This window comes from Bradyrhizobium sp. SZCCHNS1050, from assembly GCF_032484785.1.
In the GTDB taxonomy this organism is placed as follows: Bacteria; Pseudomonadota; Alphaproteobacteria; order Rhizobiales; family Xanthobacteraceae; genus Bradyrhizobium.
Window position 1 is genome coordinate 876,429 of sequence record NZ_JAUETR010000001.1, and the last position, 24,117, is coordinate 900,545.

19 protein-coding genes are annotated in these 24,117 nt (G+C 66.1%); 7 read left to right on the forward strand and 12 right to left on the reverse strand.

Features of this window, described 5'->3' with window-relative positions; all coding sequences use genetic code 11:
* Positions 1–5: 5 nt before the first annotated feature.
* Positions 6–740 (reverse strand): hypothetical protein, encoded by a 735-nt coding sequence (locus QX094_RS04175; protein ID WP_410052197.1) that lies wholly within the window; start codon positions 738–740, stop codon positions 6–8.
* Positions 741–1,029: 289 nt separating this feature from the next.
* On the opposite strand from QX094_RS04175, the gene QX094_RS04180 reads away from it, so the two are divergent.
* Positions 1,030–1,950, forward strand: a complete 921-nt coding sequence (locus QX094_RS04180) for an ABC transporter ATP-binding protein (RefSeq protein WP_315752447.1) — start codon at positions 1,030–1,032, stop codon at positions 1,948–1,950.
* Positions 1,947–2,708 carry an ABC transporter permease gene (locus QX094_RS04185; RefSeq protein WP_315713411.1) on the forward strand — a complete coding sequence of 254 codons (762 nt, stop codon included), beginning with the start codon at positions 1,947–1,949 and terminating at the stop codon, positions 2,706–2,708. Before QX094_RS04180 ends, QX094_RS04185 begins: the two co-directional genes overlap by 4 nt.
* Before the next feature lie 14 nt (positions 2,709–2,722).
* Here QX094_RS04185 and QX094_RS04190 read toward each other — a convergent pair whose 3' ends face one another.
* Entirely contained in the window at positions 2,723–3,073 is a 351-nt protein-coding gene (locus tag QX094_RS04190; RefSeq protein ID WP_315825267.1) for a hypothetical protein, read from the reverse strand.
* A 317-nt stretch (positions 3,074–3,390) separates the two neighbouring features.
* Here QX094_RS04190 and QX094_RS04195 point away from each other — a divergent pair, with 317 nt between their 5' ends.
* Positions 3,391–4,179: a L,D-transpeptidase gene (locus tag QX094_RS04195; RefSeq protein ID WP_316183997.1), complete on the forward strand. Its 789-nt coding sequence runs from the start codon at positions 3,391–3,393 to the stop codon at positions 4,177–4,179.
* Between the two features lie 53 nt (positions 4,180–4,232).
* On the opposite strand, the gene QX094_RS04200 is transcribed toward QX094_RS04195, so the two are convergent.
* The 4 genes from QX094_RS04200 to QX094_RS04215 form a co-directional block, all read right to left on the reverse strand.
* The gene (locus QX094_RS04200; protein ID WP_315713414.1) at positions 4,233–5,258 is read right to left on the reverse strand and encodes an ABC transporter permease; all 1,026 of its coding nucleotides are present in this window, start codon (positions 5,256–5,258) and stop codon (positions 4,233–4,235) included.
* Between the two features lie 12 nt (positions 5,259–5,270).
* Entirely contained in the window at positions 5,271–6,773 is a 1,503-nt protein-coding gene (locus QX094_RS04205) for a sugar ABC transporter ATP-binding protein (RefSeq protein WP_315752443.1), read from the reverse strand.
* 13 nt (positions 6,774–6,786) lie between these two features.
* Positions 6,787–7,740 (reverse strand): sugar-binding protein, encoded by a 954-nt coding sequence (locus QX094_RS04210; RefSeq protein ID WP_315713416.1) that lies wholly within the window; start codon positions 7,738–7,740, stop codon positions 6,787–6,789.
* Positions 7,741–8,246: 506 nt separating this feature from the next.
* A complete protein-coding gene (locus tag QX094_RS04215) occupies positions 8,247–10,526 on the reverse strand; it encodes a fused MFS/spermidine synthase (protein WP_315713417.1) in 2,280 nt (759 codons plus the stop codon).
* Positions 10,527–10,726: 200 nt separating this feature from the next.
* Here QX094_RS04215 and QX094_RS04220 point away from each other — a divergent pair, with 200 nt between their 5' ends.
* Entirely contained in the window at positions 10,727–12,328 is a 1,602-nt protein-coding gene (locus tag QX094_RS04220) for an NAD(P)/FAD-dependent oxidoreductase (RefSeq protein ID WP_315713418.1), read from the forward strand.
* Between the two features lie 175 nt (positions 12,329–12,503).
* On the opposite strand, the gene QX094_RS04225 is transcribed toward QX094_RS04220, so the two are convergent.
* Positions 12,504–12,668: a Flp family type IVb pilin gene (locus tag QX094_RS04225; protein WP_315713419.1), complete on the reverse strand. Its 165-nt coding sequence runs from the start codon at positions 12,666–12,668 to the stop codon at positions 12,504–12,506.
* Between the two features lie 267 nt (positions 12,669–12,935).
* Here QX094_RS04225 and QX094_RS04230 point away from each other — a divergent pair, with 267 nt between their 5' ends.
* Positions 12,936–13,832: a 50S ribosomal protein L11 methyltransferase gene (locus tag QX094_RS04230; protein ID WP_316184002.1), complete on the forward strand. Its 897-nt coding sequence runs from the start codon at positions 12,936–12,938 to the stop codon at positions 13,830–13,832.
* 68 nt (positions 13,833–13,900) lie between these two features.
* Here the strand turns inward: QX094_RS04230 and QX094_RS04235 are convergent, their stop codons facing one another.
* Positions 13,901–14,083: a hypothetical protein gene (locus tag QX094_RS04235; protein ID WP_315713421.1), complete on the reverse strand. Its 183-nt coding sequence runs from the start codon at positions 14,081–14,083 to the stop codon at positions 13,901–13,903.
* Positions 14,084–14,344: 261 nt separating this feature from the next.
* On the opposite strand from QX094_RS04235, the gene QX094_RS04240 reads away from it, so the two are divergent.
* Both QX094_RS04240 and QX094_RS04245 read left to right on the forward strand, forming a co-directional pair.
* A complete protein-coding gene (locus QX094_RS04240; protein WP_316184003.1) occupies positions 14,345–16,168 on the forward strand; it encodes an aminopeptidase P family protein in 1,824 nt (607 codons plus the stop codon).
* Positions 16,169–16,288: 120 nt separating this feature from the next.
* Positions 16,289–17,566, forward strand: coding sequence for a multidrug effflux MFS transporter (locus QX094_RS04245; protein ID WP_316184004.1), 1,278 nt, complete (start codon positions 16,289–16,291; stop codon positions 17,564–17,566).
* A gap of 192 nt (positions 17,567–17,758) precedes the next feature.
* Here QX094_RS04245 and ligA read toward each other — a convergent pair whose 3' ends face one another.
* The 4 genes from ligA to lpxC all read right to left on the reverse strand — a co-directional run bounded on the left by ligA (position 17,759) and on the right by lpxC (position 24,054).
* Positions 17,759–19,906: an NAD-dependent DNA ligase LigA gene (ligA, locus tag QX094_RS04250; protein WP_316184005.1), complete on the reverse strand. Its 2,148-nt coding sequence runs from the start codon at positions 19,904–19,906 to the stop codon at positions 17,759–17,761.
* Positions 19,907–20,013: 107 nt separating this feature from the next.
* On the reverse strand, positions 20,014–21,687 hold the full coding sequence (gene recN / locus QX094_RS04255; protein WP_315713425.1) for a DNA repair protein RecN: 1,674 nt from the start codon (positions 21,685–21,687) through the stop codon (positions 20,014–20,016).
* A 125-nt stretch (positions 21,688–21,812) separates the two neighbouring features.
* Positions 21,813–22,703 carry an outer membrane protein assembly factor BamD gene (locus tag QX094_RS04260; protein ID WP_315713426.1) on the reverse strand — a complete coding sequence of 297 codons (891 nt, stop codon included), beginning with the start codon at positions 22,701–22,703 and terminating at the stop codon, positions 21,813–21,815.
* 391 nt (positions 22,704–23,094) lie between these two features.
* Positions 23,095–24,054: a UDP-3-O-acyl-N-acetylglucosamine deacetylase gene (lpxC, locus tag QX094_RS04265; RefSeq protein WP_315713427.1), complete on the reverse strand. Its 960-nt coding sequence runs from the start codon at positions 24,052–24,054 to the stop codon at positions 23,095–23,097.
* Positions 24,055–24,117: the final 63 nt, after the last annotated feature.

Consider the following 24,117-nt stretch of genomic DNA (forward strand, 5'->3'; position numbering starts at 1 on the left):
GCGGACTACCGGTAGCCGGTCACGTTGGCCGCGCGCTGCGGCGCGGCCATGCGCGTCGGCGGCACCGCCGCCGGGCGGCCGCGGCCGCCGAACACCACGCCATCGATGGCACCGATCACCTTCTGCTGCATGATCTGGTTCTTCTCGATCGTGACGTGGCCGACACCGGGAACCGACTGGACGTCGACATTCTCAAGCTTGCCGCGGAAGCCGTCGTCGCGGCGGACCGGCTCGCCGGCACCGCTGGCGATGTAGAAATTGATGTAGCGCTCGGCGTTGCCGCCGACGAGCTTGGTCTTGAACACCGAATCGAGCCCGATCGCGAGCTTCACCGGCACGCCGAGCTGGCCGAGCTTGTTGATCATGTCCGGCAGCGCGGTCGCGCCCGAGGAATGGCCCACCAGGATGATGGTCTTGATCCGGCCGGCGCGATAGGCGGCCGCCGCTTCGTCGGCGAGCGACGACCACGACACGAAATTGGCGACCGTGTTCGGAATGCCCTGCGAATCCAGCTTGGCGGCGATGTCGTCGAGCCCGAGCGAGAAGATGTTGAGCACACCGCGCAGCAGATAGACATGCGTGGTGCTGGCGGCGGTTGCGGCCGCCGGGCTCGGTGCCGCCCGGACCGATCCGGTGCCGAGCGGCAGAGCCAGCGCAACGGCCAGCGCCACCATGCCAAAGCAGCGCGCCGAGAGGCTGCGCTTGAAGGTGGGTCGAACGGTGCTGGCGCGTGCCGTCATCGGTCCTTCTCCGCGGCGGAAATGTCGAGACGGCGCGACCGTACCCAAGATGCTCGCGGACGCAACATCGTCGGACATCGCAAGGCGGCGTTCCTCCTCAGACGTGGCTGAGCGGCAACACTCAGCCATGTCGGCCACGGAAAAGCCCAACAAGCGACATGATCGAGGGCGGCGCGCACGATTGCGCGAACGCATCGCCGTCCCTATCTGAGCGCTTCGCCTGCGCCTGCGCCCCCTCCTCCGCGCAGCTCCCCCGCTCTTTTCGAATCCCTCGCATCGAATCCCCGTGATGGCTCCCGTCATTTCCGTTACCGGCCTGTCGAAGACCTATTCCTCGGGCTTCACCTCGCTCAACAATGTCGATCTCGCGATCGAGCGGGGCGAGATCTTCGCGCTGCTCGGGCCCAACGGCGCGGGCAAGACGACGCTGATCAGCATCATCTGCGGCATCGTCAATGCGTCCGCGGGCAAGGTCGCGGTCGGCGGCCACGACATCAACCGCGACTACCGTGCCGCACGGGCGCTGATCGGGCTGGTGCCGCAGGAGCTGCACACCGATTCGTTCGAGACCGTATGGGCCACGGTCAGCTTCAGCCGGGGGCTGTTCGGCAAGCCGAAGAACCCCGCCCTGATCGAGAAGATCCTCAAGGACCTGTCGCTCTGGGACAAGAAGGACGCCAAGATCATCACGCTCTCCGGCGGCATGAAGCGCCGCGTGATGATCGCGAAGGCGCTCTCGCACGAGCCGCAGGTGCTGTTCCTGGACGAGCCGACCGCGGGCGTCGACGTCGAGCTGCGCAAGGGCATGTGGGACGTCGTGCGCGAGCTGAAGGCCGCCGGCGTCACCATCATTCTCACCACGCACTACATCGAGGAAGCCGAGGAGATGGCCGATCGCGTCGGCGTCATCAACAAGGGCGAGATCGTGCTGGTCGAGGACAAGGCCAAGCTGATGGCGAAGCTCGGCCGGAAGCGGCTGAGCCTGCATCTGCAGCACCGGATCGAGACCATCCCCGAGACGCTCGCGCCCTATCATCTGGCGCTGTCGGACGACGGCTGGCGGCTCGCCTATGACTACGATACCAAGGGCGAGCGCACCGGCATCACCAGCCTGCTCGGCGATCTCAGGACCGCCGGCATCCGCTTCGTCGATCTCGAGACCAAGCAATCATCCCTTGAAGACATCTTCGTGAGCCTGGTGCGGCAATGAATTTTCGCGCGGTCGCCGCAATCTACAAGTTCGAAATGGCGCGCACCTGGCGCACGCTGCTGCAGAGCATCGTGTCGCCCGTCGTGTCGACCTCGCTCTACTTCGTCGTGTTCGGCGCCGCGATCGGCTCGCGCATCAGCCACGTCGAGGGCGTCAGCTACGGCACCTTCATCGTGCCCGGCCTCGTGATGCTGTCGGTGCTGACCCAGAGCATCTCCAACGCCTCGTTCGGGATCTACTTCCCGAAATTCATCGGCACGATCTACGAGATCCTCTCGGCGCCGATCTCGCATTTCGAGATCGTGCTCGGCTATGTCGGTGCGGCCGCGACGAAATCCATCATTCTCGGGCTGATCATCCTCGCGACCGCCGGGCTGTTCGTGCCGCTGCACATCCAGCACCCGGTGTGGATGCTGTCGTTCCTGGTGCTGACGGCCGTGACCTTCAGCCTGTTCGGCTTCATCATCGGCATCTGGGCCGACGGCTTCGAGAAGCTGCAGATGGTCCCGATGCTGGTGGTGACGCCGCTCACGTTCCTCGGCGGCAGCTTCTACTCGGTCAACATGCTGCCGCCAACCTGGCATTCGATCGCGCTGCTCAACCCGGTGGTCTACCTGATCTCGGGCTTTCGCTGGAGCTTCTACGAGATCGCCGACGTCAGGGTGGAAATCAGCGTCGGCGTGACGCTGCTGTTCCTGGCGATCTGCATGACGATCATCTGGTGGATCTTCAAGACGGGCTACCGGCTCAAGCATTGAGCCGGCGCCTCAACTCAGCGGTAGCAGTGGAAGCGGCCGTAGCCGTCGCGGTATCCCCGGCAGTGATAGTGCCGGTGGTAATAGGAGCGGTGCGGAATGCCGAGCACGCCTTCGACGGCGCCCACGGCTCCGCCGACGCCGGCACCGACCGCGCCGCCGACGACGCCGCCCACCGGACCGCCGATGCGGTTGCCTTCGTGGGCCCCTTCATGGGCGCCACGGATGATGCCCTGGGCATGGGCGAATTGCGGCAGCGCCAGCCAGGCCAGCGCCAGGACGACCAGCGCGAGCGCAGCCAGCAGGTAGGTCAGCTTCTGCGGCGCGCGATCATCGAGCACCGCCGTCTTGGCCTTCATCGTCAACATTTTGAGTCCTGGGAACCGCATGGGAGAATCCTTGAAACGCGGATGCGGCCAAAAAGTTGCGCGGTCGTGACGAATTGCACCGATTAGAGAGGTCCCAAAACGCCGGAATGAAAGACCATCCGCGGTCGCGAAAATGTCAGCGTCGATGAACGCGGGGAGCCTTTGTCCTGGTCCTGCCCGACATTAAGGTTGAGGCTGCCCTCGGCTGGAACAAAGCCGGCAATTCCGACATAGTGCAGGCCGAGGCGATGACCTGGGCGTTAAAGTCCCGTTTTGAGGTCTCTCCACAGTCGAGGGCCCTGGAGGCCAGAGGTTAGATGCGTACCATCCTTTTTGCAGTTGCCGGCTTCGCCTTTCTGTCGGCCACGCCGGCTCTGGCCAAGATCGACATCACGGTCGACAAGAACAGCCAGATCATGACGGTCGCCGTCGATGGCGTCGAGCGCTATCGATGGCCAGTCTCGACCGGCATTCCCTCACGGGAAACGCCGAATGGCTCGTTCCGCGCCTTCCGCATGGAGGCCGATCATTTTTCCAAGGAATTCGACGACGCACCGATGCCGCATTCGATCTTCTTCACGAAGGTCGGTCACGCGATTCACGGCACGGATTCGGAAAGCCGCCTCGGGACCCCGGCGTCCCACGGCTGCGTCCGGCTGTCCAAGGCCAACGCCACGACGCTCTACGACCTGGTGCAAAAGGACGGCGTGCTCAACACCACGGTGACCCTGACCGGCTCGGCCGAGGTGGCGCTGGCGCGCAATCCACGCCGCGGCACCGCTGTTGCCCGCCGCGACGTGCCGCAGCAGTATGACGACAGCGGCGAGCCGGTCGTGCTGACGCCGCAGCCACAGATGCTGCCCGGACGCCAGGTCGTTCCGCAGCAGCGGCTCGATGACGGCTACATCTATCCCGCCGACGGCAGCGACAACGGCGTGCGTTATCCGGCGCCGCGCGGCACGGCCCGGCGCGTCTATGACGCCCAGGCCTATCCGCAGCAGCAGCAGTACGATTACCAAAACGGCAATCCGAGCTACGCGCAGCCGCGCTATTACCAGCCGCGCTCTTATTATCAGCCGCGCGGCTACTACACCTATCAGGACTGATCGCGCATTGATCCTCGCGGCCGGGCGCTGTTACGCAGCGCATCGGCGCCTCCTCACTCGGCGTTGACCCGCTCGAGCGAGGCGGACGCACGATCGGCGCTGGCCTGCCCGCGGGCCGTCGGCATGCGCGCGCGCCGCTGCACGAAATACTGATCGGCCAGCACGCCGATCAGGATCACCGTGCCCATCACGGCGAAATTGAGCGAGCTCGGGATGCCCAGCAGATTGACCAGGTTCTGCAGCATCTGCAGCAGGATCGTGCCGAGCACGACGCCGATGACCGAGCCCTCGCCGCCGCGCAGCGAACAGCCCCCGAGCACCGCTGCGGCGATCGCATAGAGCTCGTAGAACGAGCCGTGTACCGCCGGCGAGATCGAGCGGGTGTACATCGCCAGCAGGACCGCGGCGAGCGCCGTCAGGGCGCCGCAGATCACATAGGCCGCGATCGTCACCCGATCGGACCGGATGCCGGAGTAGCGCGCCGCCTCCTCGTTCTTGCCGACCGCGTAGAAATAGCGGCCGTACACCGAGCGGTGCAGCACCAGCCAGGCGATGCCGGCCACGATGGCGAGCGCCACGACGCTATGCGGCAGCGGAAAGCCGAGGACATCGGTGCGGCCGGCGGCCAGCCATTCCAGCGCCGGGAAGCTCGCGCCGTAGCCGAAGCCGGCCGTGGCATCCTCGGTGTAATAACGGGCCGCGCCGCGATAGATCAAAAGTCCGCACAGGGTCACCACGAAGGGCTGGATGCGCATCTTGGTCACCAGCGTGCCGTGGACCAGGCCGATGGCGACGCCGCCGGCGAGGATGAGGAACAAGGCGGCGACCCAGTCGACGTCCCGGTTGACGATGAGGTCGATGAACAGCACGCCGAGCAACGCGATCACCGAGCCCACGGCGAGCTCGATGCCGCCAACGATGATGACGAAGGCCTCGGCGATCGAGAAGATTCCGAACATGCCGACCTGGTTGGCGGTATTGGAGAGGTTGCCGACCAGCAGGAAGCGCGGGTTGATGAAGGCGACGACGGCGCCGACCACCAGGATCAGGATCAGCAGGCTGAGATCTTTTTTCTGCACGGGCGCCCTCGCTCAGACGGTATGGCCGACGGCGAGCTGAAGCACGTTGTGCTCGCTGAACTCGTTGCGGGCCAGGAAGCCCGAAATCATGCCTTCATGCATCACGGCGATCCGGTCGCTCACCCCGATCACCTCCTCCATGTCGCTCGAGATCATCAGGATCGCGACGCCGGAATCCGCCAGCCGCCGCAGCATGTCGTAGATCTCCTGCTTGGCGCCGACATCGATGCCCCGGGTCGGCTCGTCGAAGATCAAGACCTTTGGCCGCATCGACAGCCATTTGGCGAGCACGACCTTCTGCTGGTTGCCGCCGGACAAGGTGCCGACCGAGACCTTGACGTCGGACGCCCGGATCTTGAGCCGTTCGCGCTGCCGGTCGGCATTCTCGGTCTCACGCCTGATGTCGACAAGTCCAAAGCTGAGATAGGAGGCGAGATCCGGCAGCGAGATGTTCTCGGCGATCGACAGGTCGAGCAGCAGGCCGCAGGCCTTGCGGTCTTCCGGAATGAGATAGATGCCGCGATCGATCGCCGCGCGCGGTGTCGAGATGCGGATCGGCTCGCCCTCCAGGCTGATGCCCCCGGCCAGCAGCGGCTCGACGCCGAAGATGCCGCGCGCGAGCTCGGTGCGGCCGGAGCCGACGAGACCTGCAAGCCCGAGGATCTCGCCGCGCCGGAGCTGCAGGCTGACGGCCTGGTTGGGATAGGTCGCGGTCACGGCCTCCACCACGTCGAGCACGGCCTCGCCGGGCGGCGCGGCCGGCGGCACGTAGAGCGACCGCAGGTCCCGGCCGATCATCAGCCGGATCATCGCGGCAGGACTGAGCTCGTCCCGCGTGAGCGCGCCAACCATGCGGCCGTCGCGCAGCACGATCGCGCGATCGGCGCATTGCATGACTTCGTTCAAGCGATGCGTGATGAAGATGACGCTGACCCCGCCCGCCTTCAGGCCGGCGATGACCTGCATCAGCCGCTCGGTTTCCGACAGCGTCAGGCTGGAGGTCGGCTCGTCCATGATCACGCAGCGCGCATCGAGCGACAAAGCCTTCATGATCTCGACCAGCTGGCGCTGCGCCAAAGACAACTCGGCAAGCGGCGTCTCCGGCTCGAAATCGGCCCCGAGGCGCGCGATCAGCGGGCGCACCCTGGCTCGCAGCGTCGCCCGGTCGATCAGCCGCAGCGGACCGCCATAGACCGGCTCGCGGCCGATGAAGACGTTGCCTGCGACATCGAGATTGTCGAACAGGTTCAGCTCCTGGTGGACGAAGGCGATGCCGGACGCGATCGCGTCCGCCACCGTGTAGCTGGTCCGCGCCGCGCCATCGATCCGGATCGTGCCGCTGCTCGGCTCGACGACGCCGCCGAGCACGCGCATCAAGGTCGACTTGCCGGCGCCGTTCTCGCCGACCAGGGCGATCACCTCGCCGGGCGCGACCGACAGGCTGGCGTGGTCGAGCGCGACCACGCCAGGATAGGTCTTGCCGATGTCGATCAGCTCGAGGAAGGGCTCGCGCACGCCGGCCGTCGCGCTACTTCTTCAGCATCTGCTTCATCTGCGCCATGAAGTCGTCGACGTTCGACTTCTCGATCACCTTGCCGGGCACGATGATGATGCCGTTCGCCGGCACGCCCGACTTGTCGCCCTCAACGACCTTCGCCATCAGCTTCATGCCCTGATAGCCCCACTCGAACGGCTGCTGCACGACGGTGCCCTCGATCGCGCCGTCCTTGACGCCGCCGAGCGTGATCGGATCCTCGTCGAAGCCGATGATCTTGATCTTGCCGAGCTTGCCGGCCTCCTTCAGCACCTCATAGATGCGCGGGGTGTTGTAGGAATAGAAGCCGACCAGGCAGCTCACGTCCGGCATCGCTGCCAGGATGTCCTCGACATTGCGCTTGGCCCGGGTCTGGTCGATCTCGTCGCCGCGCACGTCGACCAGTTCGACCTTCGATCCCTTGATGGTCTCCTTCACGCCTTCGATGCGCTCGCGAGCGTTGTCAGCCCCGAGCAGGCCGACGAAGCCGACACATTTGCCGCCGTTCGGGAGCGCCTTCAGCATCAGCTTGCCGGCATCCTTGCCGAGCTCGGTATTGGAGGAGCCGATATAGGCGATGCGTTTGGATTGCGGGGCGTCGCTGTCGGTGGTGAAGAGCACCGTCTGTGCCGCAATCTTGTTGAGGTGCTCAGTCTGGTTCTTCGGATCGACGGCGCTCACCATGATTCCGGCGGCCCCGGCCGCGACGAGGTCATCCAGCATCCGCTGCTGCACGGCGGCTGCCGCCTGCTCGGGATATTTGAGCTGCAGGTTGTAATTGGGCAACTCGCCCTGCGCCTTCTTCACGCCGGCCTCGGCGATCTTCCAAAAGTCGGAGGCACCGTTGACGACGAAGGCGAGGACCTTCTTGTCCGCGGCTCCCGCGGAGCCGAGACCGAGCGCCATCGACAACAAGGCAGACGCACCGGCAATCCAAAGACGCTTCATTGAACCCCTCCCATGTGAAGCCGGCCTGCTTTGATGCGGCCGGCATTTGGTAGTCGAACGATATCTAGTCGCGAACAGTCGTCTCTCGTCCGAACCGCTGGCTCCGCCCGGACGAACAGCACCTCGATCTGGACAGCGTCCGCGCGATCGTTCGCTCAGGGCAAGACGACCAGACCGGTCCCTCACCGCTCAGTTTGCGATCCAGCTCGACTGCGCGTGCGTGCCCCAACCCACCCATTCGAAGACGCGCAAAGTACCGACCTCAAATGAGGGGCGCACCTCAAGGTAGCATGGTCATGACGGGCACGCAACAGAGGCCCGCGCAGAAAGCGCGAAACCACTGCGTTTTGCGATGCGGTACAGCAAAGTCGGCGATCAGACGCTCGAGAAATCGATGCGGCAATGCAACCGAGGCCCGCCGCTGACGAGGCGCGCACCTCTTTGGGCGCAGACGCCATCATCACGGCGATCCAGGCCCGGCGACGTCGAACGGCGGCAGTGCCCTGTTACTCGCCGTCGCGAAGCCGCCGATACACCGCGCCGAGAATGTTCGAATAATCGTCGGTCCAGACCCGTTCGCCGTCGGTCGGCTCAGTTTCGGTCCACTTGTCCGAGGAGGCCAGCTTGCCGACGTCGGCGTCCTCGCGCGCGCTGATGACGACGTCGGTGGAGAAGATGTACTCGTCGTCGCGGCCGGAGTCCTCGTTGTAGACCCAGCTCTTCAGGTCGTTGGCGTCGGCGATGCCGACGACGACGCTCTCCAGCTCCAGATGGCGATTGGAGACGTGCATCACGACGGCGCCCTGCGGCGCCAGCTTCGCCTTGTAGATCGCCATCGCCTCCTCCGTCGCCAGATGGATCGGAATCGCATCCGAGGAATAGGCGTCGACGATGATCAGATCGTAGGCGCCGTCCGGCTCCTTGGCAAAGGTCAGCCGGGCATCGCCGATGACGGGCTTGATGTCCGGCGCGCAGTTCCTGATGTAGCTGAAATATTTCGTGTCGCTGGCGGTGTCGACCATGGTCTGATCGATCTCGAAGAATTTCCAGCTCTCGCCAGGCTCGGCTGCGCATGTGAGCGTGCCGGCGCCGACGCCGATGACGGCGACCTTGAGCGGCGCGCCCTTGCGCTCCCGGATCGCGGTGATGGCGCGGCCGATGCCGCCGTCCTTGTGATAGTAGGTGATCGGCTCGGGCCGCCCCGTCACCTTGGAGCCATCGGCGTTGAGATATTTCTGCGCGCCGTGAATGGTCGTGCCGTGCATCAGCACGTGGTAGTGCCCGTCCGATGTCACCACGATCTTGTGCACACCGAAGAAGCTGCGCACCGTCTCGACGCGGCCGTCATCGGCCGGATAGGCGCGGATCAGGACGAGCGCGAGCGCGGCCGTCGCGAACACCTTCCAGCGGCCACCGTTCAGCAGCAGAGCGAGCAGCGCTGCGAGCACGCCTACGGCGCCCGCGACATAGACGCGGTGGTCCTCGAGATAGGTCGTGACCTTGCCGGTCATGCCGGCGGGCACCAGCAGCGCGACGGCGATGACCGCGAGCGGGAGCCAGTACCAGCGCGTGATCCCGGGCAAGCGCTCGTTGGCCGCGGGCCGGCACAGCGCCGCCAGCGCCAGCAGGATCGGATATTCGGCAACCCATGAGAAGGTGAAGGGGGCGATCAAGCCGGCGAACAGGCCGCCGACCATGCCACCGAACGACAGCGCGACATAGAAGCCGGTGAGATATTTGGCCGGCGGGCGCGTGCGCGCGAGCTCGCCATGGCAGGCCATGGCGATGATGAAGAAGCAGAGCTGGTGACCGCCGAGCGTGAGCGCGAGATTCTGCTCGCCGCCGAAGGCGAGCAGCACGACGACGCCGGCGATCGCCAGCGGCTGCAGCGCCAGCATCCATTTGTGCGGCAGCAGCGGCCGCGACTGGAACACCAGCACCCAGGTCAGCAAATAGAGCGACAGCGGCAGCACCCATAGCAAGGGGGCGGCCGCGACGTCGGTGGAGATGTGCGCGGTCACCGCGATCAGCAGGCCGGAAGGCACTGCGGCCAGGAAGATCCAGCGCAGGCGCAGCAGCCAGCGTGGCGCCGGCGCATGGCTCTCCTCGGTCTGCAGCAGGCTCGTCACGATCACGGGCGACCGCAACAGCAGGACGCCGCAGCCGGCGATCAGCGCGATCAGGAGGCCATAGCCACCGGTCCAGATCAGGTTCTGCATGCGCAGGCTGAAGATCGGCTCGATCAGCAGAGGATAGGACAGCAGCGCCAGAAAGCTGCCGATGTTCGACGACGCATAGAGGAAATACGGGTCGGGCGCGGCCGGATGACCCGTGCGCACGAACCACGCCTGCAGCAGCGGATTGTTGGCGGCGAGCGCGAAAAACGGCAGGCCGATCGACACGGTGAACAGGCCGAGCAGCCACAGCCCGTAGCCCGAGGTCGGCGGATCGCCCCAGCTACTCGCGATCGACAGCGGCAAGCCCAGGATTGCGAAACCGAGCAGCAGCAGATGAATCGCGATCGGCAGCACCCGGCTGCGCAGCTGGGTGAGAAAATGCGCATAGGCGTAGCCCGCCAGCAACAGGGTCTGGAAGAACACCATCGCCACCGACCACACCGCCGGCGAGCCGCCGAGCCGCGGCAGCACCATCTTGGTGAACAGCGGCTGCACCGAGAACAACAGCAGCGCGCTGACGAAAATGGCGGCGGTATAGACGACGAGCACCAGCCGGTTGCGTGCGGCGGAGGGCTGAGCGACGGCGGCGGGCGAGGCGATTGAGGTCATGACAACTCCGGCAGCAGCGCGGCCGGCATCAGATGCCGAGGCCGGACCGCGATGAGCAGACGAGACATAGCGGATCGCAGGGCGGTATGGCGAGCAGCTGAGGCAAAATGGAGTTTTCCTTGACGTCGCAGCCTTCCGGCGCGACAGCACCAGCCGAGGTTCCCGGTGCGGGCCATTAAACAGGGCTTCTTGAAGCTGACATGAATGAAACCGACGTCATCATCATCGGCGCGGGCCACAACGGCCTGACCTGTGCGGCCTATCTCGCCATGGCGGGCCTGCGGGTGCATGTGGTCGAGCGTCGCAAGGTGGTCGGCGGCGCTGCGGTGACCGAGGAGTTTCATCCGGGCTTCCGCAACTCCGTCGCGTCCTACACGGTGAGCCTGCTCAATCCGCGCGTCATCTCCGACCTGAAGCTGCTCGAGCACGGGCTCGAGATCGTCGAGCGCCGGGCGCAGAACTTCCTGCCCTCGCCGGACGGTCGCTATCTGCTGACGGGCGAGGGTCGCACGCTGGCTTCGGTTGCGCGGCTGAGCCAGCGCGACGCCGACGCGATCGGCCCGTTCTCGGCCCGGCTCGAGGCGATCGCGGATGTGCTTCGCAGCCTCGTGCTGCGGGCGCCACCGAATCTGGTCGCCCAGTTCGGGCTGTCGGCGATCCGCGAGGCGTTCAACGCGCTCGGCACCGCCAACACCCTGCGCGCACTGTCGCTGGAGCAGCAGCGCGACCTGCTCGACCTTTTCACGCGCTCGGCCGGCGAGATGCTCGACGAGATCTTCGAGACCGACCTGGTGAAGGCGCTGTTCGGCTTCGATGCCATCGTCGGCAACTATGCCAGCCCCTACGCTGCCGGCTCGGCCTATGTGATGCTGCATCACGCCTTCGGCGAGGTGAACGGCAAGAAGGGCGTCTGGGGCCATGCGATCGGCGGGATGGGCGCGATCACGCAGGCGATGGCCGGGTGCCTGAAAGAGCTGGGAACGCTGGTCGAGGTCGAGGCCGGCGTGCGCGAGGTGATCGTCGAGCGCGACCGCGCGGTCGGCATCGTGCTCGAGGATGGCCGCACCATCCGCGCCCGCCACGTCGTCGCCAACGTGAACCCGAAGCTGCTGTATACGCGCCTGGTGCCGGCCGGTGCCGTGCCCGAGCCGTTCCTGAGCCGCATCCGGAACTGGCGCTGCGGTTCGGGCACGTTCCGCATGAACGTGGCGCTCGACCGGCTGCCCTCGTTCAGCGCGCTGCCGGGCGAAGGCGACCATCTGTCCGCGGGAATCATCCTTGGCCCGAGCCTCGGCTACATGGACCAGGCCTATCTCGACGCGCGGGCGCATGGCTGGAGCCGCGATCCCGTGGTCGAACTGCTGATCCCCTCCACGCTCGACCCGACGCTGGCGCCCGCGGGCCGGCACGTCGCCAGCCTGTTCTGCCAGCATGTCGCGCCCGAGCTGCCGGACGGCCGCTCCTGGGACAATCATCGCGACGAGGTCGCCGACCTGATGATCGCGACCGTCGACCGCTATGCGCCGGGCTTTGCGGCCAGCGTGCTCGGCCGGCAGGTGCTGTCACCGCTCGACCTCGAACGCCAGTTCGGGCTGATCGGTGGCGACATCTTCCACGGCGCGCTGACCTTGAACCAGTTGTTCTCGGCCCGCCCCATGCTCGGTCACGCCGACTATCGCTCGCCGCTGAAGGGGCTCTACCATTGCGGCTCGGGCAGCCACCCCGGTGGCGGCGTCACCGGCGCCCCCGGCCACAATGCGGCCCAGGCGATCCTGGCGGACCATCGCGCGTTGTTCGGCTGAGGATAAGGGGTGGAAAGGCGCGGCACACCCCTGTGGACAAGCGGTGGATCAACCGCCAAAGAAGCAGTGCACGGCCGTGTGGATATGCTGTGGACCCGGCGTTCGATACGCCCTCTCAAGAGCAGAAAAACCGGGCGCTGAGGCCCGGTTCTTCGAGGACGCCGCGGCGGTCGGATTACTTCAGCGACGTGTTGATCGATTCGAACTTGCTGCTGAGCGAGCTGCCCAGGCCGTTGACGGCGGCAATGATCGCCAGCGAGATGCCCGCTGCAATCAGGCCGTATTCGATGGCGGTGGCGCCGGATTCATCACGCAAGAACTTCGACAGAATGGACTTCATCTGAACCTCGTTTCCCAACCCAGGAACCGAGGATCATCCGGTTCCCATGACGGGAAAATTAGGGGCCAGGACCCTAAAGTCGGGATAATGCCCCCAGTTCAAGTTGCAGAGATTCTTCGCTGCAATTGAACCTCAACTTTTATTCGGATCAGGAAAGGCATTATACAACCGCCGGATGTGCAGATCCGGCCGCATTGCGGCCCTATCGCTTGCGTTGGCAGGCAATTCCCTTAACCACGCCGTCAAATCTCGCCAGGATCCACCTTGATGACCTCAACGACCACGCCCGCCACCCACAAGGCCAGCTTCACGGTTGCCGATGAAGCGACCGCCCGCCCGGCGGTCGACGTCCTGACCGAGGTGTTCTTCGAGGGCGACGCGGCGGTGGCGGCGTTCGAGCGTCCGGACGGGCGCTGGGACGTCACGGTTCATTTTGCCGACCCGCCCGACCAGGCGCTGGTGCGCGAGTTGGTCGGCGGGGCGGCAGGCTCCGACGTGGCCCAGACCCTGGCGTTCGAGGTCGTCGAGGCCAAGGACTGGGTCAAGGCCAGCCTGGACGACCTTGTTCCGGTGCCGGCCGGCCGTTTCATGGTCCATGGCAGCCATGACCGGCAGCGGGTGCCCGGCAACAAGCTCGGGATCGAGATCGAGGCGGCGCTCGCCTTCGGCACCGGCCACCACGGCACCACCCGCGGCTGCCTGCTGCTGCTCGATCACGTGCTCAAGACGCGCGCGCCGCGACGGGTGCTCGACCTCGGCACCGGAACCGGCGTGCTCGCCATCGCCGCCGCCAAGGCGACGCACCGGTCCGTGCTGGCGAGCGACATCGATGCGCCCTCGGTCATGGTGGCGCGGGAGAACGCCCAGCTCAACGGCGCAGGCCCCCTGGTCCGGGTCATCCGCGCCACCGGCTTCGCCGCCCCGGACTTTGCCCGGTGCGGCCCGTTCGACCTGGTGCTGGCGAATATCCTGGCCAACCCGCTGCGCCAGCTGGCCGCGCCGATGCTGCGCCACCTCGCGCCTGGAGCCTTCGTGATCCTGTCGGGCCTGTTGACCCCGCAGGCACGCGCCGTCCGCGCCGCCTATCGTGCTCGCGGCCTGGTTCCGATCCGGCATTTGAGAATCGAGGGGTGGAGCAGCCTCTTGCTGCAGAAGCAGCAGTAAGGCGGATCAGCTCGCGGCGTGGATCGAACCTGCACGCTAACCTTCACGCTGGTGCGGCAAGCTCGCGACTACGTCTTCGGCTGGCTCTGCTGGGAGGTGGAGTCGGACTGATTACGCGAGGCACGTCGACCGCGCGGCGCAACGAGACGATTGACGAGATCGGCCAGCGCGCTGCGCGGCTTCTCGGCCGGTGCGGACGCCGGTCCGCTTGGCGCGGGCGCCGATAGTTTTTCGAAGGTAAAAGCAGGCATCGTGCATCCCCTCGCCGTTGAGTTGAGGCACTCCCCGGATCATGCGACCGACCGCGGATGATCTTTACGATCGCGGTCGTCACGTCCATACGTTTCCTCGCCGCACCTCTTTCGGATGACTGGCATGCGACAGCAAATCTTTTTGCACAGGCGAATGCAAGGAGATTCTTCGTGCACTGCACTGTCGGCTGAAGGAGTATTCGTCGCCGACGCGGCAAGATCCACTTCTGCGGCAGGATCCACTTCTAAAGTATGAGACCGATGTTCGAAGCTCTGTTCCAGACGTTCGAAGAACCCGAAACCGGCGTGGCGCTGACCGCGCGGCTGGCCGCGCTCCGCGAAGAGCTGGCCAGCCGCAAGCTCACCGGATTCATCGTGCCTCGCGCCGACCAGCAGCAGAACGAATATGTGCCGCCATCGGAGGAAAGGCTGGCATGGCTGACCGGCTTCACCGGCTCGGCCGGCCTCGCGATCGTGCTGCCGCAGGCAGCCGCGATATTCGTCGACGGCCGCTATACGCTGCAGGCCGGCAAGCAGGTCGACGGCAAGGCCTGGATGGTGGAATCGCTGATCGAGCCGCCGCCCGAGAGTTGGCTGACGCGACACCTGCAGAGCGGTGACCGCGTCGGCTTCGATCCGTGGCTGCATACGACGGCCGCGGCCGAACGTCTGGCCGCCGCTTGCGCCAAGGCGGGCGCGGAGCTGGTGCCGGTCGAGCGCAACCCGGTCGACAGCATCTGGACCGAACGGCCGCTGCCGCCGCTCGGCGCCGTCTCCATCCACGGCGCGGAATTGTCCGGCGAGAGCGAGGCGGACAAGCTCGGCCGGATCCGCCAGGAGATCGAGCGCCTCGGGGTCGAGGCGCTGGTGCTGTCCGATTCCCACAACGTCGCCTGGACCTTCAACATCCGCGGCGCCGACGTCTCGCACACGCCGCTGCCGCTGTCCTATGCGCTGGTGCCCAAGGCCGGACGTCCGACGATCTTCATCGATTCCCGCAAGCTCTCGAACCTGACGCGCGATCATCTCGAGCAGAGCGCTGATGTGGCGGAGCCGGACACGCTGACACTGCGCCTGAGCGAGCTCGCACAATCCGGCGCTGCCGTCGCGCTCGACAGCGCCACGGCCGCCGATGCCCTGACGCGGCTGATCCAGGGCGCCGGCGGCAAGGCGGTGCGCGGCGCCGATCCGGTCAGCCTGCTCAAGGCCGCCAAGAACGCGGTGGAGATCGACGGCACGCGGCGCGCCCATCAGCGCGATGCGGTGGCGCTGGCGCGCTTTCTCGCCTTCATCGATCGCGAGGCGCCGAAGGGCACGTTGACCGAGATCGATGCGGTCGAGGCGCTGGAGAGCTTTCGCCGCGACACCGGCGCGCTCAAGGACGTGTCGTTCCCGACCATCTCGGGCACCGGCCCGAACGGCGCGATCGTGCATTATCGGGTCACCCGCAAGAGCAACCGCCGCATCATGCCGGGCGATCTGCTGCTGATCGATTCCGGCGCGCAATATCAGGACGGCACCACTGACGTCACCCGCACGATCGCCGTGGGCGCGCCGACCGCGGAGATGCGCGACCGCTTCACCCGCGTGCTGCGCGGCCACCTCGCGATCGCACGCGCGATCTTCCCCGACGGCACCACCGGTGCGCAGCTCGACACCTTGGCGCGGCAGTTCCTGTGGCAGGCGGGCATCGATTTCGAGCACGGGACCGGCCACGGCGTCGGCAGCTATCTGTCCGTGCACGAGGGACCCGCGCGCATCTCGAAGCTCGGCACGACACCGCTGAAGCGCGGCATGATCCTGTCCAACGAGCCCGGCTACTACAAGACCGACGCCTTCGGCATCCGCATCGAGAACCTTGAGCTCGTTGTGGCGAAGGACGTCGCGGGCGCGGAGAAGCCGATGAACGGCTTCGAGGCGCTGACCCTGGCGCCGATCGACCGCCGCCTGATCGATGTCGTCATGCTGACCGCCGAGGAACGGGCATGGCTCGACGCCTATCATGCCCGGGTCAGGGAAACCGTCCGTGCAGCGCTCGACGACAGCGACCAGCGCTGGCTCGATCAGGCGACTGCGCCACTGTAGTCATCCGGACTGTCCAGCTACGAACTGTCCCGCTGCCCGCATGGGCGCATGCCGAAACAGGCATTTCCGCGAAGCGGAAGGCCGCTACAGTCAGGGCGTTCACCCGATTTGAGCGGCACCATGCATGGAATGATCAGCAGACCGCCCGGGGCGGCGCCACCGCGCGCCGTCCCCTCGCGCACCGTGCTGGTCCTCCTGGTCGTCATGACCGGGCTGGCGCCTATCTCGCTTTACCTGCTGGTGCCGGCCCTGCCGCTGCTCGCGACCACGTTCGGGCGCGACGCCTCCGTCGTGCAGATGACGGTGTCGTTCTACATGGCCGGCATCGCGATCTCGCAGCTGCTGCTCGGGCCGCTGTCGGACCGCTTCGGCCGCCGCCCCGTGATGCTCGCAGGGCTCGCGCTCTCGATCGTCGCGAGCGTCAGCTGCATCTTCGCCGACACCCTGCCCCAGCTGATCGCGGCGCGCTTCTTCCAGGCGCTCGGCGGCGCCAGCGGCATGGTGATCAGCCGCGCCATCATCCGCGATCTCTATCCGCGCGAGCGCATCGGCGCGATGATCAGCCTCGTCGTCGCGGTGATGATGATCGCGCAGATGCTGTCGCCGCTGACCGGCGGCCTGATCGAGATCGCGTTCGGCTGGCACGCCATCTTCTATGTCGTCGCCGCGCTGTCGATCGTGATCGCGATCGCCGTGACCATGGCGCTGCCGGAGACCCGCCCTGCCCGCATCGAAGGCGCGAGCTTCCGCCGCGACGTCGCCATGCTGGTGAAGAGCCGCGCCTTCCTCGGCTACATGCTGTGCCAGGTGCTGGCCTCGCAGATCATCTTCGCCTTCGCCGGCGGCGGGCCGTATATCGTCGAGGTGCAGATGGGCCGCTCCTCGGCGGAGTATGGCGCGTGGTTTGCGACCACCGGCTTCGCCTATTTCGTCGGCAACCTGTTCTGCGTGCGCTACGCGCCGCGCCATTCGCTCGATCGGCTGATCTGGTTCGGACTGGGGCTGCAGCTCACCAGCGCCGCGCTGAACTTCACATGGAGCCTGTTCGGCGTCAACCAGGTGCCTTCGGTGCTGTTCGGCACGCAGATGCTGCTGATGTTCGCCAATGCCGCCGTGATGGCGAACTCTGCCGCCGGCGCCATCAGCGTCCGGCCGGGCGCGGCGGGCACCGCCTCCGGCGCGATGGGCTTCCTGCAGATGGGCGTGGGCGCGCTGACGTCGCAGCTCGGCGCCTGGCTCGGCGGCCATTTCAGCAGCACGCTGCCGCTGACGTCAGCGATGCTCACCCTGTCCCTCGCCTGCGCCTGCAGCATGATCTTCCTGGTTCCGCGCACGCAGATGAAGGTGACGAAGGAGCTGATCGAGACGGCGGAAGAGGACGAAGCCGGGGTAATGTGAAGGAGGTGCGTGAGCGACTGCACGACCGCGCGTCATTCTCGGCGTCATACCCGCGCAGGCGGGTATCCAGCAGGCCGAAGCGTCTCGGCTCTATGACAAATGCCTCTGGAATACTGGATCATCCGCTTTCGCGGATGATGACAATTGTTGGGGTCTCATCCAGCGTCTGTCGCAACCGACACTGCGGAGCTGCTACTCCCCGATCAGCTGCAGCCACTCGTCCTCGGTGAGCACCTGCACGCCGTGCTTCTGCGCGTCCTTCAGCTTTGATCCCGCGCCGGGACCGGCGACGACGTAGTCCGTCTTCTTCGACACCGAGCCCGAGACTTTCGCGCCGAGCCGCTCGGCGGTCGCCTTGGCCTCATCGCGCGTCATCTTTTCCAGCGTGCCGGTGAATACCACGGTCTTGGTCGCGATCGGCGAATTGCGCTTCGGCTTCTCCGCGTCGAGGATCTTCACCTCTTTCGTCAGCCGCTCGACGATGCCGCGATTATGGTCCTCGCCGAAATAGGCGGCGACGCTCTTGATCACGGTGTCGCCGATCTGGTCGAGCGCATCCATCTCCGCGATCGCCTCCTCGTCGCCGTTGGCGACCTTGAGACAGGCTTCGTGGAACGCATCCCAGGAGCCGTAGCCGCGCGCCAACGCCAGCGCCGTGGTCTCGCCGACATGGCGCATGCCGAGCGCAAAGATGAAGCGCTCCAGCGCGATCTCGCGCCGGGCGTCGATGGCATTGAAGAGATTGCGCACCGAGGTCTCGCCATAGCCCTCGATCTGCTCGAGCTTCAGCTTGCTGTTGCGTGCGGCCAGCGTGAAGATGTCGGCGGGCTCCTTGACCCAGCCCTGGTCGAAGAAGAATTCGATCTGCTTCTCGCCCAGGCCGTCGATGTCGAAAGCGCGGCGCGAGGCGAACAGCTTGAGGTGCTCGATCTTCTGGAACGGACAGGCGAACTCGCCGGTGCAGCGGGCGCGCGAGCCCTCCTCGCCGGTCGCAATCTCCTCCCGCACGACGTCGGTATGCAGCGGGCACGGGCACGTCTTGGGGAAATGGAATTCCTTAGCGTTCTTCGGCCGCTTGTCGATGAGGACGTCGACCACCTGTGGGATGACGTCGCCAGCGCGCTGGATCACGACGGTGTCGCCGATCCGGATGTCGCGGCCCTCGCGCAGAACCTCGCCCTTGTTGCCGATCCCCTTGATGTAGTCCTCATTGTGCAGCGTCACGTTCTGCACGATGACGCCGCCGACTCCGACCGGCTCAAGCTTGCCGACCGGCGTGAACGAGCCGGTGCGGCCGACCTGGATCTCGATGTCCTTGAGCACGGTCATGGCGCGCTCGGCCGGAAACTTGTGCGCGATGCCCCAACGCGGCGTGCGTGACACGAAGCCGAGCCGCTCCTGCCAGTCGATGCGGTCGACCTTGTAGACGACGCCGTCGATGTCGTAGTCGAGCTCGGCACGCTGTTCCTCGATGTGGCGATGGAACGCGATCAGTTCCTCCACCGAGTGGCAGAGCCTGGTGAGCGGATTGGTCGTGAAGCCGCAGCGTTCGAACCATTTGATCATGCCGCTCTGCGTCTCCGCCGGCATCGCGCTCATTTCGCCCCAGGCATAGGCGAAGAAGCCGAGGGGACGCGAGGCGGTGATGGCCGGATCCTTCTGCCGCAGCGAGCCTGCGGCGGAGTTGCGCGGGTTGGCGAAGATGGTGTCGCCCGCTTCCTTCTGGCGCTCGTTGAGCGCGAGGAAGGCCTGCTTGGTCATGTAGACCTCGCCGCGCACTTCGCAGATGTCGGGCAGGTTGCGGCCGTGCAGCTTGTGCGGCACGTCCTTCAGGGTGCGGATGTTGGCGGTGACGTCCTCCCCCTCGGCGCCGTCACCACGCGTCGCGGCGGTGACCAGCTCGCCGCCCTCGTAGCGCAGCGACATCGACAGCCCGTCGATCTTCGGCTCGGCCGAAAAATCGATGCGATCGTCGGCAAGCTTGAGGAAGCGCGCAATGCGGCCGACGAAGTCGCGCACGTCCTCCTCGGCGAAGGCGTTGTCGAGCGACAGCATCGGCACCGCGTGCCGCACTTTCTTGAACCGGCCGGAGGGCGCGGCGCCGACCTTCTGCGACGGAGACTCGCTGCTGACGAGCTCGGGGAAACGCTTCTCGATCGCATTGAAGCGGCGACGCAGCTCGTCATAGGCGGCGTCCGAGATCTTCGGCGCGTCATCCTGATAATAGAGCCTGTCGTGGGTCTCGAGCTCCAGCGCCAGCCGTTTCCATTCCACCTTGGCCTGGGCCTTGGTGAGATCGGCAACGTCGACGGGCTGCTTCGGTTTTGCTGTCTTGGGCATGCGTATGATCTGCTCGTCGTTGCGGGACGGCCCGGAGGCCGTTCCGAAACGACGGTGTACACAATGCGCACGCCGGAGCCAAAGCGTTCGGCCCGCTCCGTTTCCAGCTACGCCGCCGCAGCCTCCAGCAGCCGGTCGGCGGCGGCGCGGGCTTCGGCGGTGACCTCGGCGCCGGCCAGCATGCGGGCGATCTCCTCGCGGCGGTGCAGGGTGGCGAGCGTGTTGACCCGGGTGACGACACGCTTGCCGCGATCCAGCGCATCCTTGGAAATCAGGAGATGCTGGTCCGCCCTGGCCGCGACCTGCGGCGCATGGGTCACGGCCATCACCTGAACCCCGTGCGCGAGCCGCGCCAGCCGGGCGCCGATGGCATCCGCGACCGCGCCGCCAACGCCCGTGTCGATCTCGTCGAACACCAAGGTCGGCGCCGAGCCGCGGTCGGACAGCACGACCTTGAGCGCCAGCAGGAACCGCGACAGCTCGCCGCCCGAGGCGACCTTCATCATCGGGCCCGGCCGCGTGCCCGGATTGGTCTGGACCCAGAACTCGACACGGTCGATGCCCTCCGGCCCCGGCGCCTCGGCGTCGCTGTCGACCTGGGTCATGAACTTGGCGCGCTCCAGCTTGAGCGGGGCGAGTTCGGCATGGACGGCCCGGTTCAGCTTCTCCGCTGACTTGGTCCGCGCCGCCGACAGCTTGGCCGCCGCCGCGGCATAGCGCGCATCGGCTGTTGCCGCCGCCGCCTCCAGCTTCTTCAACTGCTCGGCGCCGGCATCGATCAGGACGACATCCGCGGCATATTTGGCAGCCAAGGCCGCCAGCCCATCCACCGGCGTCGAATATTTGCGCGCAGCCGCGCGCAGCGCGAACAGCCGCTCCTCGATGCGCTCCAGCTCCAGCGGATCGAAATCGGTGGCCGCGAGCGCCACCGTCAGATGCTGATCGGCCTCCTCCAGGGCGTTGATCGCCGAATCGATCGCCTTCACCGCCGGATCGACCAGCGCGGGCGAGCTGACCGCGCGTCGCTCCAGCCGGCGAACGGCCGCGGCCAGCGCGGCGATCGGCGACTGGTTGCCGCTGACCGCATCCTGCGCGTCGCGCAGATCGCCCGCGATCTTCTCGCCCTGCATCATGGCCGTGCGGCGGGCGGCGAGCTGCGTCTCCTCGCCCTCCTTCGGCGCCAGCTTCTTCAGCTCGTCCGAGGCATGCCGCAGATAGTCGGCCTCGCGGGCCGCGCGCTCCATGCCAGCCCGGTGCTCGTCGAGCGCCGTGACCGCGGTCCGGCGGGCCGCCCAGAGGGCCTCGACCGCGGCGACGTCCTTCTCCAGACCCGCAAAGGCATCCAGCAGCCGGCGGTGGGTGGCGGCATCGACCAGCGCACGCTCATCATGCTGGCCATGGATCTCGACCAGGGTGGCGCCGATCGCTTTCAGCGTCTGCACGCTGACCGACTGGTCGTTGATGAAGGCGCGGGTGCGGCCGTCGCCGAACTGGACGCGGCGCAGGATCATCTCGCCATTGGCATCCAGGCCGTTGGCGGCGAGGATCCTGGCCGCGGGATGATCCTTGCCGATCTCGAACACGGCCGTGACCTGCCCCTGGTCGGCCCCGTGGCGCACCAGGCTGGCGTCGCCGCGACCGCCGAGCGCGAGAGCGAAGGCGTCCAGCAGGATCGACTTGCCGGCACCGGTCTCGCCGGTCAGCACCGCAAGTCCATGGGAGAATTCGAGATCGAGTCGTTCGATCAGGACGATGTCACGGATCGACAGTCGCGCCAGCATGGAACCGAAGTCCTTCGTAACGGGGCGGAACGCCCCTGAGCGAACGACTCGATGCTAGCAGCAAATAGAGAACAAAACAAGAATACAGAACAAAGCCAGATCAAACGAGCGATCCGGCCGATTGCTCAGCCCAGGCCGAGCTTCTTGAAGGCGCGCGAGATGTAGGAGCCCTTGTTCTCCTCGGGCTCGACGCCGCCCGACTTCACGAGATTGTAGGCGTCCTTGTACCACTTGCTGTCGGGGAAATTGTGCCCGAGCACGGCCGCCGCGGTCTGGGCCTCGCCGACGATGCCGATCGTCATGTAGGCCTCGGTCAGGCGATACAGCGCTTCCTCGACGTGCCGCGTGGTCTGATACTGCGTCACCACCGCCTTGAAGCGGTTGATGGCGGCCGTGTAGTCGCGCTTCTGCATGTAATAGCGGCCGACATCCATTTCCTTGCCGGCGAGCTGGTCGCGGGCGCCCTCCATCTTGGCCTTGGCATTGGTGGCGTATTCGGAGGTCGGATATTTACGCACCACCTCTTCGAGGGAGGCGATGGCCTTCTCGGTCCGGCCCTGGTCGCGGCTGATGTCCGGGATCTGGTCGTAATGCGAGGCAGCGATCAGGTATTGCGCATAGGCCGCGTCGGGGCTGCCCGGGTGCAGGGTCACGTAGCGGGTGGCGGCGCCGATGCAGCCGTCGTAGTCGCCGGCCTGATAGGAGGCGTAGGCCGACATCAGCAGCGATTTGCGGGCCCAGTCGGAATAAGGATGCTGGCGGTCGACCTCCTCGAACTTCTTGGTCGCGCCTTTGACGTCCTTCTTCTCGTTCATCAGGTACAAGCCCTCATTGTAGAGCTTGTCCGCGGGCTCATCGACGAAGGTGTCGTCCTTGGCGAGGAACTTGTCCCAGAGTCCGCCGGTGCCGCAGCCGCTCAACGGCAGCGCCAGCAGGATCAGCGACGCGGCGAGCCGGAGCCGGCCGATGCTTGCTGCGGGATGACGGAGGTCGCGCGTGAGACGCTGTATCGACATGCTTCTTTGGAACCCGATGCCTGTGATCTGATCTACGCCGTGCACCATGAAGGTCGCTTCATGACCGCGAAGGAAGAGCCCCGCCAGTGGCACGCATCACGCGGCCCCGGCCTCTCTAGCCGAAAACACTTCATCAACCAACCGCATAGGAAGCCAATCCGCCCGGATTAAGGCAACACCGAGGCTGCCGCCACGCATCATGGTTACCGCTGAAGAAGCCGCTGGAAAACATCGAAATGCCGATGATCCAGCCACGGAGAAGACGTGGCCAGTAACAAACATTGACAAAAAAGCAGCCGGAAAAAACCGAACGAAGTCGAAAGCAAAGCTCCCGGCAATGTCGCGCGTCGCGCAACCCCGTCGACGGATCAGCCGAGCGGCAGGACGGCGCTCAGGACACGTCCGGGCCGTAGGCCGGCGCGACCATGCCACCGACCATACCGCCAACGACCTCCGCGGCCACGCGGGGACGCCGCACGGTCTCGCCTTCGACGATCCGCCAAGCCGTGCGATCCGCCATCAGAGCAGTCAGCACCGCATGGTTGAGCTTGTGACCGCCACGGACCGAACGATAGGTTCCGAGCATCGGCAAGCCGGCCAGCGCCAGATCGCCGATCGCATCCAGCACCTTGTGGCGGGCGCATTCGTCGGCGTAGCGCAGACCTTCGGGATTGAGCAGGCGGTCCTCGTCGAACACAAGCGTGTTGTCGAAGGACGAACCGAGCGCGAAGCCGGCGCTCCACAGTCGCGACACGTCGCTCATGCAGCCGAAGGTGCGGGCGCGGGCGATCTCGCGGCGGAAGCGCTCGGGGCTGAGCTCGAAATGATAGGCTTGGCGGCCGATCACGGGGTTGGTGAAATCGATTTCGGCTTCGACCCAGAAGCCGGAGCTGTTGGGACGCAGCTCGCCCGTGGAGGCGCCGATGGTCACCTGGACCGGCTTGAGCACCTGAATGTAGCGCCGCGGAGCCGACTGATTGACGATCCCGGCCTGGTCGATGGCAGCGACGAACGGTGCCGCACTGCCATCCATGATCGGAACCTCGGGGCCATCGACCTCGATCAGCGCATTGTCGACACCCATGCCGCGCAGCGCGGCGAGAACATGCTCGGCGGTGGACACCAGCGGACCGTTGCGGTCACCGAGCACCGTCGCCAACTCGGTGGCGATCACCGAGCCGAAGGACGCCTGGACCTCGCGGTCGGCGCCATCGAGGCCGGTGCGGAGGAACACGATCCCCGCATCGATCGGCGCAGGCCCGATCGTCAGGCTGACAGGCGCGCCAGAGTGGACGCCTACACCGGTGACGGTGGCTTGCGAACGAAGCGTTGTTTGCCGGCTGAATTTCATCGACGATCGCCCAAGACCCCGCCTGATCCCTCGTCAGCCCGCCCCTCGCGAACCGACTCACTT